Here is a 14,330-nt window from a genome sequence, read left to right as displayed (position 1 = left end):
GAATTCTGCCGGGGGCCGTACAGGAAGATCAGGAAGAATTTTCCTATCTCCTGTATGGCCCCTGCCCATGTGAAAGGGATGTCAGCAATGATCAACTTTAATGAAGAACAGATGATAAAAAACGGAGAGATCATTTACAGTCAAAGAGAATCCATTGAAAAAATCGCCGATGCCCTGTCAGAGGAAGGATTTGACCTTTTATTTTTCACCTCCTCCGGCGGGTCTATGGCTATGATGCAGCCCTTTGAGATGTGGATCAGCCAGAAATCGGCCATACCCTCAGGCTCCATGATCTCTGCGGATTTAACAGCCATGGGCTGCAACCGGATCACGGACAAATCCGTAGCATTCCTCACCTCAAAATCTGGAGACACCCCGGATACAATAGAAGCCGCCCAGTACTTAAAGCAGAGAGGCGTGCGTCTGGTATCCGTAACCGGCGTCCCGGACTCCCCTCTTGAGAAGCTTTCGGATTTCTGTATCACCTATGGGGAGGGACGCCCTCAGGAGCTGGTATTTTATCTTCTCATAGGCCGGCTTCTCTGCAACCGGGGTGCTTTCCCAGACTATGCCCAGTTTGCAGACGAACTGAAACACCTGGCAGCCGCTCTGGTGGAGGTGCGGAAACAGGCAGACCCGTTCTGCCTGGAGTATTCAAAAAAATATTGCAGGGAGCCTTATCATATCTGGATCGGCTCCGGGGATCTTTGGCCTATGGCATACTCTTATTCCATGTGTACCCTGGAGGAATCCCTGTGGCTTAAGACAAAATCCGTAAGCTCGCCGGAATTTTTCCATGGAACCCTGGAGCTTTTAGAGGAAGACGTTTGTGTAACCCTTCTGATGACCCAGGGGCCTACCAGGTTTCTGGATGAAAAGGTAAAGGCTTTTGCCCAACAGCACACAAAAAAATTCACCTGTTTTGATGCAGAAAGTTATGCCCTGCCAGGCATCAGCAGCCCCTTTCGAAGCCTTCTTTCCCCTGTGATCATGGCAGCAGTGCTCCAGCGGGTCAGCAAAAATATGGAAGCAGTCACCGGCCATTCCCTGGACATCCGGCGGTATTACAGAAAAGGCGGCTATTAAACAGGAAGGAGGCATTGGAATGAAATTTCTCGGTTTAGGTGATAACGTCATTGACTATTATGTAAATACAGGAACCATGCATCCCGGCGGAAATGCGGTCAATACGGCTGTCCACGCTTCCAGGCTGGGAGCTGAGGCCGCTTATCTGGGCAATCTGGCTGACGACGAACCGTCAGAGGTAATCCGCAGTGCCCTTAAAGAGCACAAGGTGGATTTTTCCCACTGCACAACGGTAAAAGGAAGCACAACAAAATGCTGCGATTATACCGTGACCGGGGGAGAGCACCACTTTGCCGGAATCAGGCTTGGAAAAAACTGGTCCGGCCCAATGACTCTGGAGCAGCACCACCTGCAGTATATGAAGGATTTTGATATCATCCATAGCTGCTGCAATGGAAAAATGGAGTCTGAAATCTGCAAGGCCGGCCGCCTTCCTCCATTGCTCACCTATGATTTTTCTGTAAAGGAAAAATACAGGACAAATCAGTATTTATCCCTTGTATGTCCCTGGCTGGACCTTGCCCTGTTTTCCTGCGAACCAATGGAAGAAAATGATGCCTTCCATTTCTGCCACAGGTTCCACAGTCACGGCGCAAAGCATGTCCTGCTCACCATGGGGCAGGCAGGCTCCTATGTCTCTAATGGGGAGATCCTTGTAAAAGGGAACGTATTTATGGTGGATCCGGTGGACACCATGGGAGCCGGGGATTCATTTCTGACCGCCTTTATCTTAAGCCTTGCTGGCCAAGGCTGGAAAAAAGGCAGCCGTATGGGGGAACAGTCCCTTAAAAAAGCCCTGGAAGACGGCGCCCGCTACGGGGCAGAAAACTGCATGGTAAAAGGCGGCTTCTGATGCCGTTTCAAGCACCGCGGACATCAAGCATGATATCCGTCAAAATAACGTTGCAGGTAAAATTCCCCGATGGTATACTGTACAAATGGGATTTCCCTGCTATGGAGGTGTTACATGAAGTTCGAATTTATACAAATTGATAAATATAGTCCGGTTCCATTGTATGAGCAGCTAAAAGCCTGTCTGATCAAGGCCATCCGAAACGGAACCCTGACTCCTGGGCAAAAGCTGCCTACAGAAGATGAAATATGCCGCAAATTCACCATATCCCGCCCCGTGGTCCGGCAGGCTTACGGGGAACTGGACAAGCTTGGATTGTTGGAACGGAAACGGGGCTCAGGAAGCTTTGTGAAGTCAAATACAGACCGGGGAGTATTTTTGATGCAGCTTGTCAGCTACAGCGAAGAGCTGGCCATGATCGGCATGAGGGCCGGAACTGATTTAAAGAAGAAGGAAGTCACCTCCTATCATGCACAGATTTACGAAAAACTCCGTTTGGAGCCTCAACAGCACTGCCTTCATCTGGAACGCATGCGTTATGCGGACAAACGCCCGTTTACCTATATAGAAAATTTTGTACCCATGGATCTGTTTCCGGGAATTGAAAATCATGATTATGGGACAGAATCACTTTATCATATTATGAAGGATGTGTATGGCATCTATCCGGCCAAGGCTGTGCGGTCCATACGGGCGGAAATCATTGATCCTGTACAGGCCCGGCTGTTTCATATTGAGAAAGGTTCTCCGGTCCACATGCTGGAAAGCATCGCCTACGACCAGTATGACCGCCCGATTGACTACAGCATAGAAACTTATCCCGGCAACACACACCGGTTTGACTTTGTTGTTTACAGAGAATAGAAATGAATGGAGAAACGCCCGAAAGGCATACCTTTACACCCGATAAAGCGGGGTGGGCACTGCCCAGAAAGCGTGGACAGGAAAGAGGGAGGAAATTATGATTGGAATCATTATTACAGGACATGGAACATTTGCAACCGGCATTTCAAGCGCACTGGAGCTTCTCACCGGCCATCAGGATTTTTTGGCTCCAATAGATTTTAAGGAGGACCACAGCGAGGACCAGCTAAAGGAGAATTTAAAAGCTGCCTTTGAGCGCTTCAAGGACTGCGAACAAATCCTGGTCCTGTGCGATATTCTGGGAGGTTCTCCCTTTAAAAATGCAGTGCTCTTAAGCTTTGGAGATGAACGGATCAAGGTTCTTTACGGAACAAACCTGGGTATGGCCGTGGAACTGGCCATGCGCTGTATGACAGGAAAGGTTCCGGAAGCAGACGCTCTGGCGGATGAGCTCATTGAAATAGGAAAAACACAGATCGGAAAATACCGGTATGAACCGGTAAATACGTCTGAAGAATCAAAGGAAGGAATTTGATCAATGATAAAAGCAGTTATATTTGACATGGATGGGGTTTTGATTGACAGCGAGATCGTATACTTGGATCACATGCATGAAAAGCTGAAGCTTAAGTACCCGGATATCAGCAGAGAGGCGTTGTTTGCCGTGGTGGGCTCCACCACAAAAAGGACCATGGAGATTATAAGCGGCGTGATCGGGGAGGATGTGGATTCCCTTGATTTTCACGAACTGTATGCCGGAATCTGGGCTGACTGCCGCCTGGATTACCCCTCCATTCTGAGAAAGGAAGTTCCGGAACTTCTAAAGGAAATCCGCCGCAGAGGCTATCTGGTGGCCCTGGCATCTTCTACCAGCAGGGCAGGAATCGAAGAGGTCCTTACCACCTGCGGCCTGAAGGAAAATTTCAACTATATTGTAAGCGGTGAGGAATTTAAGGAAAGTAAGCCGAATCCGGAAATTTATCTCCATACTGCCGACACCCTTCATTGTTCGCCCGCGGAATGCCTGGTGGTGGAGGATTCCACCTATGGGATCATGGCAGCACATGGGGCAGGAATGACAGTCGCTTCCCTTATTGATGAAAGATTCAGCTTTGACCGGAGTCTTGCAGATTATTCTATCAATGGACTTTGGGAGGTGTTGTCCATTCTGGAGGCATTAGAATAAAAGGCATGACAGCCCTCCAAACTGAACTCTTCTGTGTTACATCAGTGTGGAGGGCCACCCAATCTTTGGGATGGTAAATGGCAAGAGTAAATTTCATTTGTCCATGACTAAATTCCGGATAAGGCAGGAGATTTTTTTTATTTTACGGTCAAAAAATTGATTTTAATCTCTTGCATTTTTCAAAAACATATGATATAATCCCAGTGTTATAGCAATTGAACAAAAATAGAATTGCTTATGCGCGAGTGGCTCAGTTGGTGGAGTACGACCTTGCCAAGGTCGGGGTCGCGGGTTCGAGTCCCGTCTCGCGCTCTTTTAATTGGTAGCGGAAGTCTTGATTTTAAAGGACTTCCGCTATTTTTGTATCTATATCAGCCTGCAGACAATTTACAAAGCTTTTGCAGGATATTGATGGATTCTGGTACTAAGACAACAAATCCAGCCCAGCTTGTTTTGGTATGCTCCACAACAAAAAAAGCTGATGACAAAGGGACAGGTCAATGGCTCCTTCTCATTGAAAACAAGTCGTTCATTGGATTGAGATGTGATAAGATTATAGGCAGGAAACAATCGTATCACTGCAAGGGATTGGCCTTCCATCATACATAGATAGATGGGAGGTGGTGCGGATGAATTTTGAGTTTAAGGATTTAATGGCCTTTGGAACATTCATTCTAGCATTACTTACTTTTATTTTTGTTAATTGTAAGTAATATTTTCTTAGGCCCAGAATTGGGCATAGAAAAACCACCCTTGTAAACTTTTGGCGAGTGGAGAGGGTGGAGTTTCTACTTTCATTCAATTGGCCAATCCCCTGTAGAGGGGCGGTTGTTTCTTTGTGATTCTAATATATCACAGTCAAGGGAAATTTGCAACGGTGTTGTTTACATAACTTTAATAAGTATTTTGATCTGGCAGGCAGAACCATCCTGCCGGCACAGCCCTGCACCGTACACCAAATGCGGCATTGACAACTTCAAATTCAGTAGCTTTTTTCAGGAAAGAATGATAAAATAACAATAGAAATTGCATACAAGTTCCTATGCATTCCCACCTTGTCCCCACATGGCAGCCTTACTAATGCCGCGTTCCGGACAAGCCCAGACAAAATTATGAAATTTGACAAATACAGGACAGCACACCAACGCCCAAGGCGTTATTTACTTGACCTGTGCCGCCGGTCCAGGCGGCAGAACGGAGTTTTACATGTCACTCATCCCGTTTCAAAAATTACCTCCCCGGAGACACACGGAAGATGCACGCCAATATGCATACCGGATCATCCGGCATTTCATTTTGAATCTTCATCTGCCTCCGGGCCGTAAGATGAACGAGGTAGAACTTGCCGATGTTCTGAGCATAAGCCGGACGCCGGTCCACGATACGCTCTATAAGCTTTCCCGCAAAAATCTGGTGGATATCATCCCCCAGAAAGGCGCTTTTGTATCCAGGATCGACATCCACCGGATCCAGCAGACCTTGTGGATCCACAAGCAGCTTGGAACAGCGATGATTCAGAACATCTTCATCCGGAACGTGAAACGGCCCCAATTTGATATTCTTTATCATAACCTGATGCAGCAGGAGGACTACCTGGCCCAGGGCGATTTATCCCAGTCCGTCCGGCTGATCACTGATTACTACCGGCTCCTTTATGATCTGGCAGGCAAGATGGACTACATCTGGGAACCTGTACAGAAAGCCGGCATGGACTTACAAAGGCTTCTTTACCTGTCCGTCTCCGACGCTTCTGTAACAGAGGACTTCCTAAAGGATCTCACTGCCCTTACCGATGCGCTGGCAGCCCGGGACACGGACCGTGCCTGCACCATTTACCATCATCACCTGGCCCGTATCCTTTTACTCATATCGCCTTTAACAGAGCGCTATCCCGACTATTTTATTGAAAGCATTAAGGAACGTACCGATAATCTTCAGGAACAGAAAGGGCTTCTTTATGAAAAATGATTTTTATCAGAACATGTTTACACTGGCCGGAAAAAAGGCCCTGATTCCAGGAGGAACCGGGGGCCTGGGAAGCGCCATAGCCAAAGCATTTCTCCATAGCGGGGCTGATGTGGCGGTGTGCGGCGGACATCCGGAAAAGGCTGCAGACCTTGAAAAAGAGGCACAGCAGGCAGGCCGCAGCTTTCTTTCCCTGCGCTGCGACATCCGTGACCGGAATGACGTGACAAAGATGCTTGATCAGGTGGAAAAAGCATTTGGCTCCATAGATATCCTGGTTAACTGCGCAGGCATGAACCGTCTGCTTCCGGCGGAGGATTATGATGAAGAAACCTTTGAACAGGTCATGGATCTGAATGTAAAAGGCACTCACACGGTAACACGGGCTGTTGGAAAGCGTTTCATGATCCCCAACCGGTACGGACGCATCGTCAACCTCTCTTCCGTAAAAAGCTTTATCGGTACAAAGCAGGATTATATCGCCTATTGCGCCAGCAAGGGCGCGGTCAACATGTACACAAAGCAGTTGGCTTGTGAATGGGGAAAATACGGCATTACCTGCAATGCCATAGCCCCGACCTTTGTCCGGACTCCTATTAACTCATTTCAGTTGGATGATCCTGTGTTTTTAGAAAAACTGACGGACCGTATCCCTCTTGGGCGCATTGGCCGGGAAGAAGATATTGCCGCCGCCGCACTGTATTTATGCAGCGATGCCGCTTCCTTTGTGACCGGCCAGATTCTTGGGGTGGATGGCGGATTAACAGCCATGCAGTAACAGGCGGCCGCCAGAGAAAACATACAAATAATCATCAAACAGGAGGAATTTGCCATGATTTTCGGAAACATCTATAAACCCATGCTGGAGGAGCAGCTTGCCGTGCTGCCAGGTCCCCTGGGCAATGCCATCCGTTTTTTAAAGGACAATGACATGGCCGCTCATGAGCCGGGCGTATTTAACATAGAACTGGACGGCCTGCCCGTCATCCTTCAGGTCCTTGATTTAGAAACAAAAGACCGGGAAAGCCTTCGCCCGGAAATACACAGAAAAAACATAGATGTACAGTTTCTTGCCAAGGGCGGTCCTGAAGAGGCCGGCTTTTACAGCAAGGAGGAAACCGGGCAGGTGGACGAGGACCTTCTTGACACTCCCAGGGACATCCTTTTCTTTTGCAATGATCCTGAGGCTCCTGAGGGACGCATCCGCCTGATTCCAGGCTCCTATGCCATTTATTTCCCATGGGATGTCCACATCCCCGCCATACAGGCCGGAGATGATCCCAAAGCCATCCGCAAGATCGTCATCAAGGTGCCTCTTGAAAGCTGTCTGCCCGGCAGCGGCCGGTAGGGGGGAGAATCATGAGCCTGAACCAATACCTGACCGAACTTTCCTTAAAGGACCCGGATCAGCGCCGCGTGGCTCTGGAAAAGGTCTTAAAGCAGGAAAACCTGCCCTTTGAACGTCAGGAAGAAGCCCCCTCCCCAAAAGCTCCCAGAGGGATCGTCAATTATCTGATCTCTCCGGAAACCAGCGGGCCCAGCCTCCTGTTCTGCGCCCATCACGATGCAGTTTTCGGAAGCTTTGGGGCCAATGACAACGGAGCGGCCCTGTGTATCCTTATCGCCCTTGCCAAAGCCCTTCGCGCCGAAGGCATTCCTGCGCGCTTCGCATTTTTTGACGGAGAGGAAACAGGCAATACGGGAAGCCGCCTTTACGTCAGTCAGATGGACCGCCAGGCCATCACCGGCGTGATCAATCTGGATGTATGCGGTTACGGTGACACCATTGCAGTCTATGACCGGGGAAATGCAAAAAAAGCTTCTGTGCGCCCCTTCTGTGATCAGGAAATCCTGTCGGCCCACAATGGCCTTCTGGTAAAATATCTACCCAAAAGTGATGAAGCCTCTTTTTCAGGACTTCGCATTCCTGCCATCAGCATATCGGCCATCCCCCGCTGGGATATCCAGTATCTAAACGCCCTTTCCAGCCTTGGCAGCGGATTTCTGGGCCATCCCCCGGAGTTTGACATGATCCTCAGCCAGATGGATGTGTCGACCACCATGCATGGCGGCTACCGGGATTCTCCTGAATGGGTGGAGCCGGAAGCCATGACCCGCATTTACGATTACCTCATGGATGCGCTGCACGCACCGGAAAATAAAAAAAAGCGGTTCCTTCTGTTTTAAATGCAGAAGGAACTGCTTTTTTAAGTGGTAATTCTTAAAAGTCAAAGGTCAGGACGATTTTTCGGATAGACGGATCATGGCTGTCCACAAAGTCAAACGCCTCCTGAGCCTGGATCAGCGGGAAGGTATGGGAAACGGAACCGCTTAAATCCAGCTTTCCTTCATGGATCAGCTCAATGGCCTTTCCGAACATTTTATTCTGCAGACGGGAGCCCCTTACATCCAGTTCCTTGGAGGTAACGGCAAACTGGGTGATCTCCGTGGGGGAGGTGGAAAAGCCCATGGTCATGACCCGTCCGGCGTTTCCTGTGGCCTGGAGAAGCTGGATCAGAGAATCCTTGCTGCAGACGGCATCAATGGAAACCGTAGCTCCTCTCATGTGGGTATACTCTTTCACCTTTTCCTGTAAGTCTTCCTTTAAGGTGTTGATCGTATAAGCAGCCCCGTTCTCTTTGGCGGCTTCCAGCTTATCATCCTGGATGTCCGCAACAATGATATGATCGCAGATCAAACGGGCAGTCTTTAAAATAGAGCTTCCAAGGGCGCCGGAACCGTAAATCAAAAGCATGTCATCCTTGTTTAACTCTGCGCGGGTACAGGACTGGATGCCGATGGTGGCAGGCTCGATCATAACGGCATCTACATCAGAAAGGGAATCCGGCAAAATATAGCAGTCTGACTCCGGTACAGCCATGTATTCACGGTAGCCGCCGTCAATGTGGACACCACGAACTGCCAGATGATCGCAGACGTTGCCCCGTCCCATGCTGCAGGGATAGCAATGACCGCAGCTTGTCACCTGATTGATGATCACACGGTCACCGACTTTTACATTTGTGACAGAAGGGCCTATTTCCGCCACTCTTCCCACCATTTCATGGCCGATGATCCTTGGATAGGTAGCCGCAGCATTGGTTCCGTGATAAATGCCCACATCAGAGCCGCAGATTCCAGCAGCAGTCATTTTAATCAGCACGTTATTCTTTTGGTCAATGACCGGCATCTCTGCATCAATGACCTTTAATTCATAAGGTTTTACAATTTGTACCGCTTTCATAAGTCTTAAATCTCCTTTATCGTTTTTAAACCTGATTCCGGTGGATTATATAGAAAAACACTAACGGATTTCTAAGTACTGCTTAAGCACCTGATCCATCTCGGCCTTCTTTTCTTCTGTCAGAGGCAGCATGGGTCTTCTCACCTCTCCTGCCGGGATCCCCTGGCTGGAAACGACATACTTTAAATTTGCGCAAAGTCCGTTCTTTAAAAGTACATCCAGGATGTTGTTGCATTTGGACTGAAGAGTTCTGGCTTCCTCTTCCTCTCCTTCCAGATACAGCTCCATCACACGCTTAAACTGAGGCAGCATGAAATTGAAGCTGCTTCCGATAAAGCCTTCGCAGCCAAAGGCAAGAAAGGCCACCATACAGCTTTCAAAACCGCCGTAGCAAATGATATCAGGATTTATATTTCTCATCCGTTCCATTTGAAGCAGATTTAAATTGGTATGTTTTACGGAACCTATTGCGCCGGATTTTAAAAGTGCCTGGATATCCGGGTGGGTGAGCGAAAGTTCCCTGTGGGTGCTGGATGGAATGTTATAATAAAGAACCGGCTGGCCGGCTGCCTCCGCAATATCGTAGTAATACCCTGCGATCTCTTTTTCGGAAAATCCGAAGTAAAGAGGAGGCGTGGCTGCTATATTCCGGATGCCCATATCCTTTGCCTGCTTTGCATAAAACACGGCTTCCTCCGTACTGATGGACCCAACATGGGCGAATATATCGGCACGGTCCACATATTCTGAAGCCAGTTCAAAGGAACGCACCCGCTCCTCCCTGGTCAGCAGAAAACATTCCCCTGAGCTTCCTCCTATAAAGAATCCATCCGCTCCTTCTGAAAGATTTCTCTCCCACAATTGTCTGACGGCCGATTCATTGATCCTGCCATCCTCCTGGAACGGCGTAATGGAAGCAACATATATTTTTTTCATGATTTGTAATCCCCCTTATGATTTTATCTTTCCCCTAATCATTCTGCAAATGCCTTCTCCGGATCAATCTTTCCAGGCAAAAGGCAAAGAGACCGGTATCCGGCAGTGCATACACCCTGCGTCAGGAATCCAGCCTCTTTCCATATCTTTTTACCGGCTCTTGTCTTCCATAGCGTGTACCATTTCTACCACAAATTCGTGGGTCGGTACCGGAATGCCGCATTTCCTTGCGGCTCTTACTACGGAGCCGCTTATGTTATCCACCTCTGTTTTCCGTCCGTTCTGAAGATCCGCACGGATGGAGGTGCAGCCATTAGGAGACATTTCTGAGGTCTTTTTCACCTTTTCCATGATCTCCTGGTCATCCGCATGAAGGCCCAGGCCACGGGCCACGGCAGCCGCCTCTTTGATCAGGCCGGCAGTCATGTTCCATGCGTGTTCATTTGCCGCAATATACCCCATATCCACCTGAAGGATGCCTGTAACTGCGCTCAATGATACATTCGTAAAAAGCTTGTTCCAGATAAGCTGCTGGATATTGGAATGAATATTCACCGTAAAACCGCAGCATTCAAAGGCATCCTTCAGCTTTGGAAGGAACTGCTCCTTATCTTCTGTCAGCATTCCTACGTTGGTATTGCCGGAACCCCCTCTTTTCACATAGCCAAGGCCTAAAACTGCGCCATTGTCTTCTGTGGTACCGATGATGATATGATCCCTGGAAACAAACTCTTCCAGGGTATCCTCATGGCCGGAACCGTTTTGAAGGGTCATCACATAGGTCTCAGGGCCGATCAAGCTCCTGTTTGCCTCTAATGCTCCTTTGGAATACAAGGATTTGACAAACAGAAGGACAATATCCACCGGCTCCATGCCAGCCGTGGAGGTAACGGCACTGGGGCGGTAGATGTGCTCCCCGCCATTTTCCAGAAGCCTGATCCCTTCCTTTTCAATGTGTTCCACAACAGCAGGTGCCGTATCCACCATATATACTTCATTGTTCAGGGATAAATGGGAACCATAGATAGAACCCATGGCCCCTGCCCCTATGACTGCAATTTTCATAGATTTCACCCTCTATTATTTGGAGAATTCCCCAATTCCCTCAATGGCATATGCGCGGATCGGGCAGGAATCCAGTCCTTTGATGGGAATGGGCGCATAGGACATGAAGAATGTGTCAGTGGTCAGCTCTTCTAAATTCTTTAATACCTCTAAGAATACCACATCCACCTCCATCAAAACGTCATGGAATGCACAGACATCCTCGTTGTTGCTCTCAATGGAAACGCCGTCGCCAAAGCCAACGCATTTTACCTTCTTCTCCTTTAACCATTCTGCTGTCTCGCGGCAGATGAAAAGGCGCTCATCCTCAGGAGTATTGGAAGCAGGAGTAAAGGGAGGAATCTTCCGTGGAGAATCCAGGATCACGATGTCGCCCTCTTTGATGCGGCCGCCGCAGGCTTTTTCTAAATCCTCTCCCTTGATCTTGCCGTTAGGCTCCATATGAGTGATATTCACATAAATAGCACGTCCCATAAAGGTGCTGATAGGAAGGCCCTGCACGTCTGTCCAGTTGTCATTGTGGTGATACGGACATTCCACATGAGTTCCTAAATGGCTGGTTAAGTCCATGATGGTGTGGAAATCCGGAATGGGGCCGCCTGTATTGAAGCGGAATAAATGGCAGCGTCTTGTCTCTGTTGCAGGATCAAGCTGCTTTGTTAAATCAATTACTCTCAACCCATTTCCTAATTCATATGCGCTCATTTTTTGTACCTCCTGGTTTATAAAATAGTTTATATTTTCTTAACCAATTATACCAGTATACCGGTATACCGGTCAATCTTTTTTTATTGACTTCACGGTTTTTTTCAGGTATGATATTTCCCGTAGCACTTATGGCCAGACAAGGATGTCTGGTATTTCCAAATACGACAGGAGTTTTCCATGAACGATACCGGTTCCCTGCAATTTCAGGCTTATCATACAATCAAAGAACAGATCCTTTCCAAGTCACTTGACTCGGAGGTTTTATATTCGGAAACCAGGCTGGCAAAGGAGCTGGGCATTTCCAGGACCCCGCTGCGTGAGGCCCTTCAGTATCTTTCCCAGGAAGGCTATATCACCATCATTCCCAGCCGCGGATTCAAGATCCGGCGTCTGGACAAGGAGACCATGCGGGAATCCATCCAGATCCGCTGTGCCATTGAGGGCTTTTGTGTCCATCTGGCCGCCAGCGGTGAGGATGAAAAACGGTTTCACAAGCTTTTAAAGGATATGGAAGAATCTCTTGCCAGGCAGAAAACCGCCCTTTCCTCCAAGAATTTTCCGGATTCCTTTACGGAAGAGGATCATCAGTTTCACTTGCTTTTGGTCCACTTTGCTGAAAACAGTGAATTTGACCATCTGTTCCAGCGCCTTCTCTATACGATCCATCTGACCACGGCCAATGCCTTGTCCATTGCCGGCCGCGCACAGACAACCTATGAAGAGCATTTATCCTTTTACAATCATTTGAAAAAGGGAGAGGGCAGCCAGGCCTACCAGGTCCTCATCGCACATCTCACGATGCCTTTAAACATGAATATTATCTGACTTCCTCTGTCCGGCCTGGATATTGCCATGCCGGACAGATTTGTTCTTTAAAGGGCGATCTTGACTACGACCTTCTTTACATCACAGGGCTCTCCTGCCGCACAGCGGGGCTTGTGGGCATCCTCAGGAGCCACTATGATCAAATCTCCTTCTTCCAGCAGAACACTGCCGCTAAGCTCCGGCTCTTCATAGAAGATCACATCGTTTGCCTCAATCCGTTCCTTCACCTTCAGGCCATCCCTTTTGCAGACGCCGAACTGTTCCCTGCCGGAAACCATGTACTGGATATCAAAATATTTCTCGTGAGTCTCAAAGGATCCTTTCTCCGCCGGAAACGTGGTGTACTCCTGTACATTTGCCACTACAGTATCTCCCTTGATGGGATAGCTTCCTGCCGGTAAAGAATTGATATCCGTTTCTCTCAGCCACTCATAGGCTGCCCGGAATTTGTCTACCAGATAATCGTATTTTTCTGCAACTGAAATATTAGAAAAAAGCATAGGTTTTCTCCCTTCTGCTCCCCATGAAGAGCAGTTCCTTTTTATTTGCTGGCAATATCCTTTGTATTAAGTTTTCCTTCTGAAATGGCAACCACCTGGGCCCACACAGAATCATCCACGGATACGCCGTCCTTCACGCTCCGCTCTCTGGCGGATACGGTCCGCTCTCCGGGACAGGTAACCTGGCCGCCTTCCTGTTCCGGGTGGCTTGCATCTGCTGCAGCAACCCGGCGATTGAGCATTTCCTGGATCTCTTCCTTTGTTCCGAAAAGATATGGGTCATAGGCGATGAAAATCTGGCAGCATCCGGTACAGCTTCCTCTTCCTTCTCCATCCAGATCAGAACCGCTGTTTCCATTTGCCATAAGAGCTGCCGCTAAATCCAGGGCAATGGCCATGCCGCTTCCCTTCCAGTATCCGGTGGGCAAGATCCTCATGCTGTCTTCAATGGCTCCCGGATCATCGGTTAAGTTTCCTTCTTTATCAAAGCCTCCCGGGAATGGAAGCTTCTTTCCTGCCAGGCGGTAAACTCCCAGCTTTCCGTAAGCATACTGGCTCATGGCCATATCAAGCACAATGGGGCCATCCTCTCTGGGAATGGCAATGCAGAACGGGTTATTTCCCACGCCCGGCTTGTCGCTGCCCCATAAAGGCATACAGCTTTCCGTATTGATCCAGCTCATGCCCATAAAGCCGGCTTCTGCCATTCTCCATGCATAGGTGCCGCCCCGCATCCAGTGGGTGGTATTCCTTAAGGCAACGCAGCCGATTCCATGTTCCTTGGCAAGTTCCATGGCCCGGTCGGCACAAAACAGGGCGTTGGTAATGCCGATTCCCAAATGTCCGTCATAATTTTCAACGGCTCCCCTGGCTCCTACAAGCTCCGGCTTTCCTTTGGGATCCACCCAGCCTTTCTGCACGTATTCCACAAAACGGGGAACCCGGTTCAGTCCGTGGCTCTCCACCCCGTCTGCACTGGACTGGGCATGTATGGTTGCACAGACCTCAGCCTGTTCCATGGTAAGCCCCACATTTAACAACGCTTTCTTTACTGTCTCTTTTACAGTATCATAAGGAATTTTTAAGCTCATATCTTCT

At 48.8% G+C, this 14,330-nt stretch carries 16 protein-coding genes and 1 tRNA gene; 11 read left to right on the top strand and 6 right to left on the bottom strand.

The features are described 5' to 3' along the window. Positions 1-87: 87 nt before the first annotated feature. From ACYVD3_RS02460 to ACYVD3_RS02415, 10 genes are all read left to right on the top strand, one after another. Positions 88-1,086, top strand: coding sequence for an SIS domain-containing protein (locus ACYVD3_RS02460; protein ID WP_460640920.1), 999 nt, complete (start codon positions 88-90; stop codon positions 1,084-1,086). A 19-nt stretch (positions 1,087-1,105) separates the two neighbouring features. Then, positions 1,106-1,939, top strand: coding sequence for a PfkB family carbohydrate kinase (locus ACYVD3_RS02455; protein ID WP_460640919.1), 834 nt, complete (start codon positions 1,106-1,108; stop codon positions 1,937-1,939). A gap of 114 nt (positions 1,940-2,053) precedes the next feature. Beyond that, positions 2,054-2,803 (top strand): GntR family transcriptional regulator, encoded by a 750-nt coding sequence (locus ACYVD3_RS02450; protein ID WP_460640918.1) that lies wholly within the window; start codon positions 2,054-2,056, stop codon positions 2,801-2,803. A 97-nt stretch (positions 2,804-2,900) separates the two neighbouring features. Next, positions 2,901-3,338, top strand: a complete 438-nt coding sequence (locus tag ACYVD3_RS02445) for a PTS sugar transporter subunit IIA domain-containing protein (RefSeq protein WP_460640917.1) — start codon at positions 2,901-2,903, stop codon at positions 3,336-3,338. Between the two features lie 3 nt (positions 3,339-3,341). Beyond that, positions 3,342-3,989: an HAD family hydrolase gene (locus ACYVD3_RS02440; RefSeq protein WP_460640916.1), complete on the top strand. Its 648-nt coding sequence runs from the start codon at positions 3,342-3,344 to the stop codon at positions 3,987-3,989. A 239-nt stretch (positions 3,990-4,228) separates the two neighbouring features. Then, positions 4,229-4,301, top strand: a tRNA-Gly gene (locus ACYVD3_RS02435). An 894-nt stretch (positions 4,302-5,195) separates the two neighbouring features. Next, entirely contained in the window at positions 5,196-5,957 is a 762-nt protein-coding gene (locus ACYVD3_RS02430) for a GntR family transcriptional regulator (RefSeq protein ID WP_460640915.1), read from the top strand. Further along, positions 5,947-6,732: an SDR family NAD(P)-dependent oxidoreductase gene (locus ACYVD3_RS02425; protein WP_460640914.1), complete on the top strand. Its 786-nt coding sequence runs from the start codon at positions 5,947-5,949 to the stop codon at positions 6,730-6,732. The genes ACYVD3_RS02430 and ACYVD3_RS02425 overlap by 11 nt, the downstream gene beginning before the upstream one ends. Before the next feature lie 54 nt (positions 6,733-6,786). Further along, positions 6,787-7,302 (top strand): NanQ anomerase/TabA/YiaL family protein, encoded by a 516-nt coding sequence (locus tag ACYVD3_RS02420; protein ID WP_460640913.1) that lies wholly within the window; start codon positions 6,787-6,789, stop codon positions 7,300-7,302. An 11-nt stretch (positions 7,303-7,313) separates the two neighbouring features. Then, on the top strand, positions 7,314-8,141 hold the full coding sequence (locus tag ACYVD3_RS02415) for a M28 family peptidase (protein ID WP_460640912.1): 828 nt from the start codon (positions 7,314-7,316) through the stop codon (positions 8,139-8,141). A gap of 34 nt (positions 8,142-8,175) precedes the next feature. Here ACYVD3_RS02415 and ACYVD3_RS02410 read toward each other — a convergent pair whose 3' ends face one another. From ACYVD3_RS02410 to ACYVD3_RS02395, 4 genes are all read right to left on the bottom strand, one after another. Then, the gene (locus tag ACYVD3_RS02410; RefSeq protein WP_460640911.1) at positions 8,176-9,198 is read right to left on the bottom strand and encodes an alcohol dehydrogenase catalytic domain-containing protein; all 1,023 of its coding nucleotides are present in this window, start codon (positions 9,196-9,198) and stop codon (positions 8,176-8,178) included. Positions 9,199-9,258: 60 nt separating this feature from the next. Then, complete coding sequence (locus tag ACYVD3_RS02405) at positions 9,259-10,134, bottom strand: dihydrodipicolinate synthase family protein (RefSeq protein ID WP_460640910.1); 876 nt, start codon at positions 10,132-10,134, stop codon at positions 9,259-9,261. A gap of 150 nt (positions 10,135-10,284) precedes the next feature. Next, positions 10,285-11,199, bottom strand: a complete 915-nt coding sequence (locus tag ACYVD3_RS02400; RefSeq protein WP_460640909.1) for a ketopantoate reductase family protein — start codon at positions 11,197-11,199, stop codon at positions 10,285-10,287. A gap of 15 nt (positions 11,200-11,214) precedes the next feature. Next, entirely contained in the window at positions 11,215-11,904 is a 690-nt protein-coding gene (locus ACYVD3_RS02395; protein ID WP_460640908.1) for a cyclase family protein, read from the bottom strand. A gap of 180 nt (positions 11,905-12,084) precedes the next feature. Here ACYVD3_RS02395 and ACYVD3_RS02390 point away from each other — a divergent pair, with 180 nt between their 5' ends. Beyond that, on the top strand, positions 12,085-12,732 hold the full coding sequence (locus tag ACYVD3_RS02390) for a GntR family transcriptional regulator (protein ID WP_460640907.1): 648 nt from the start codon (positions 12,085-12,087) through the stop codon (positions 12,730-12,732). Between the two features lie 47 nt (positions 12,733-12,779). On the opposite strand, the gene ACYVD3_RS02385 is transcribed toward ACYVD3_RS02390, so the two are convergent. Together ACYVD3_RS02385 and yiaK are read right to left on the bottom strand one after the other, a co-directional pair. Further along, positions 12,780-13,232, bottom strand: coding sequence for a NanQ anomerase/TabA/YiaL family protein (locus ACYVD3_RS02385; protein WP_460640906.1), 453 nt, complete (start codon positions 13,230-13,232; stop codon positions 12,780-12,782). Between the two features lie 41 nt (positions 13,233-13,273). Further along, on the bottom strand, positions 13,274-14,323 hold the full coding sequence (gene yiaK / locus ACYVD3_RS02380; protein WP_460640905.1) for a 3-dehydro-L-gulonate 2-dehydrogenase: 1,050 nt from the start codon (positions 14,321-14,323) through the stop codon (positions 13,274-13,276). Positions 14,324-14,330: the final 7 nt, after the last annotated feature.

The sequence above is a fragment of the Lacrimispora brassicae genome (assembly GCF_054772055.1).
The sequence above is the reverse complement of the archived record's forward strand: the minus strand, read 5'-3'. Positions and strand labels throughout refer to the sequence as shown.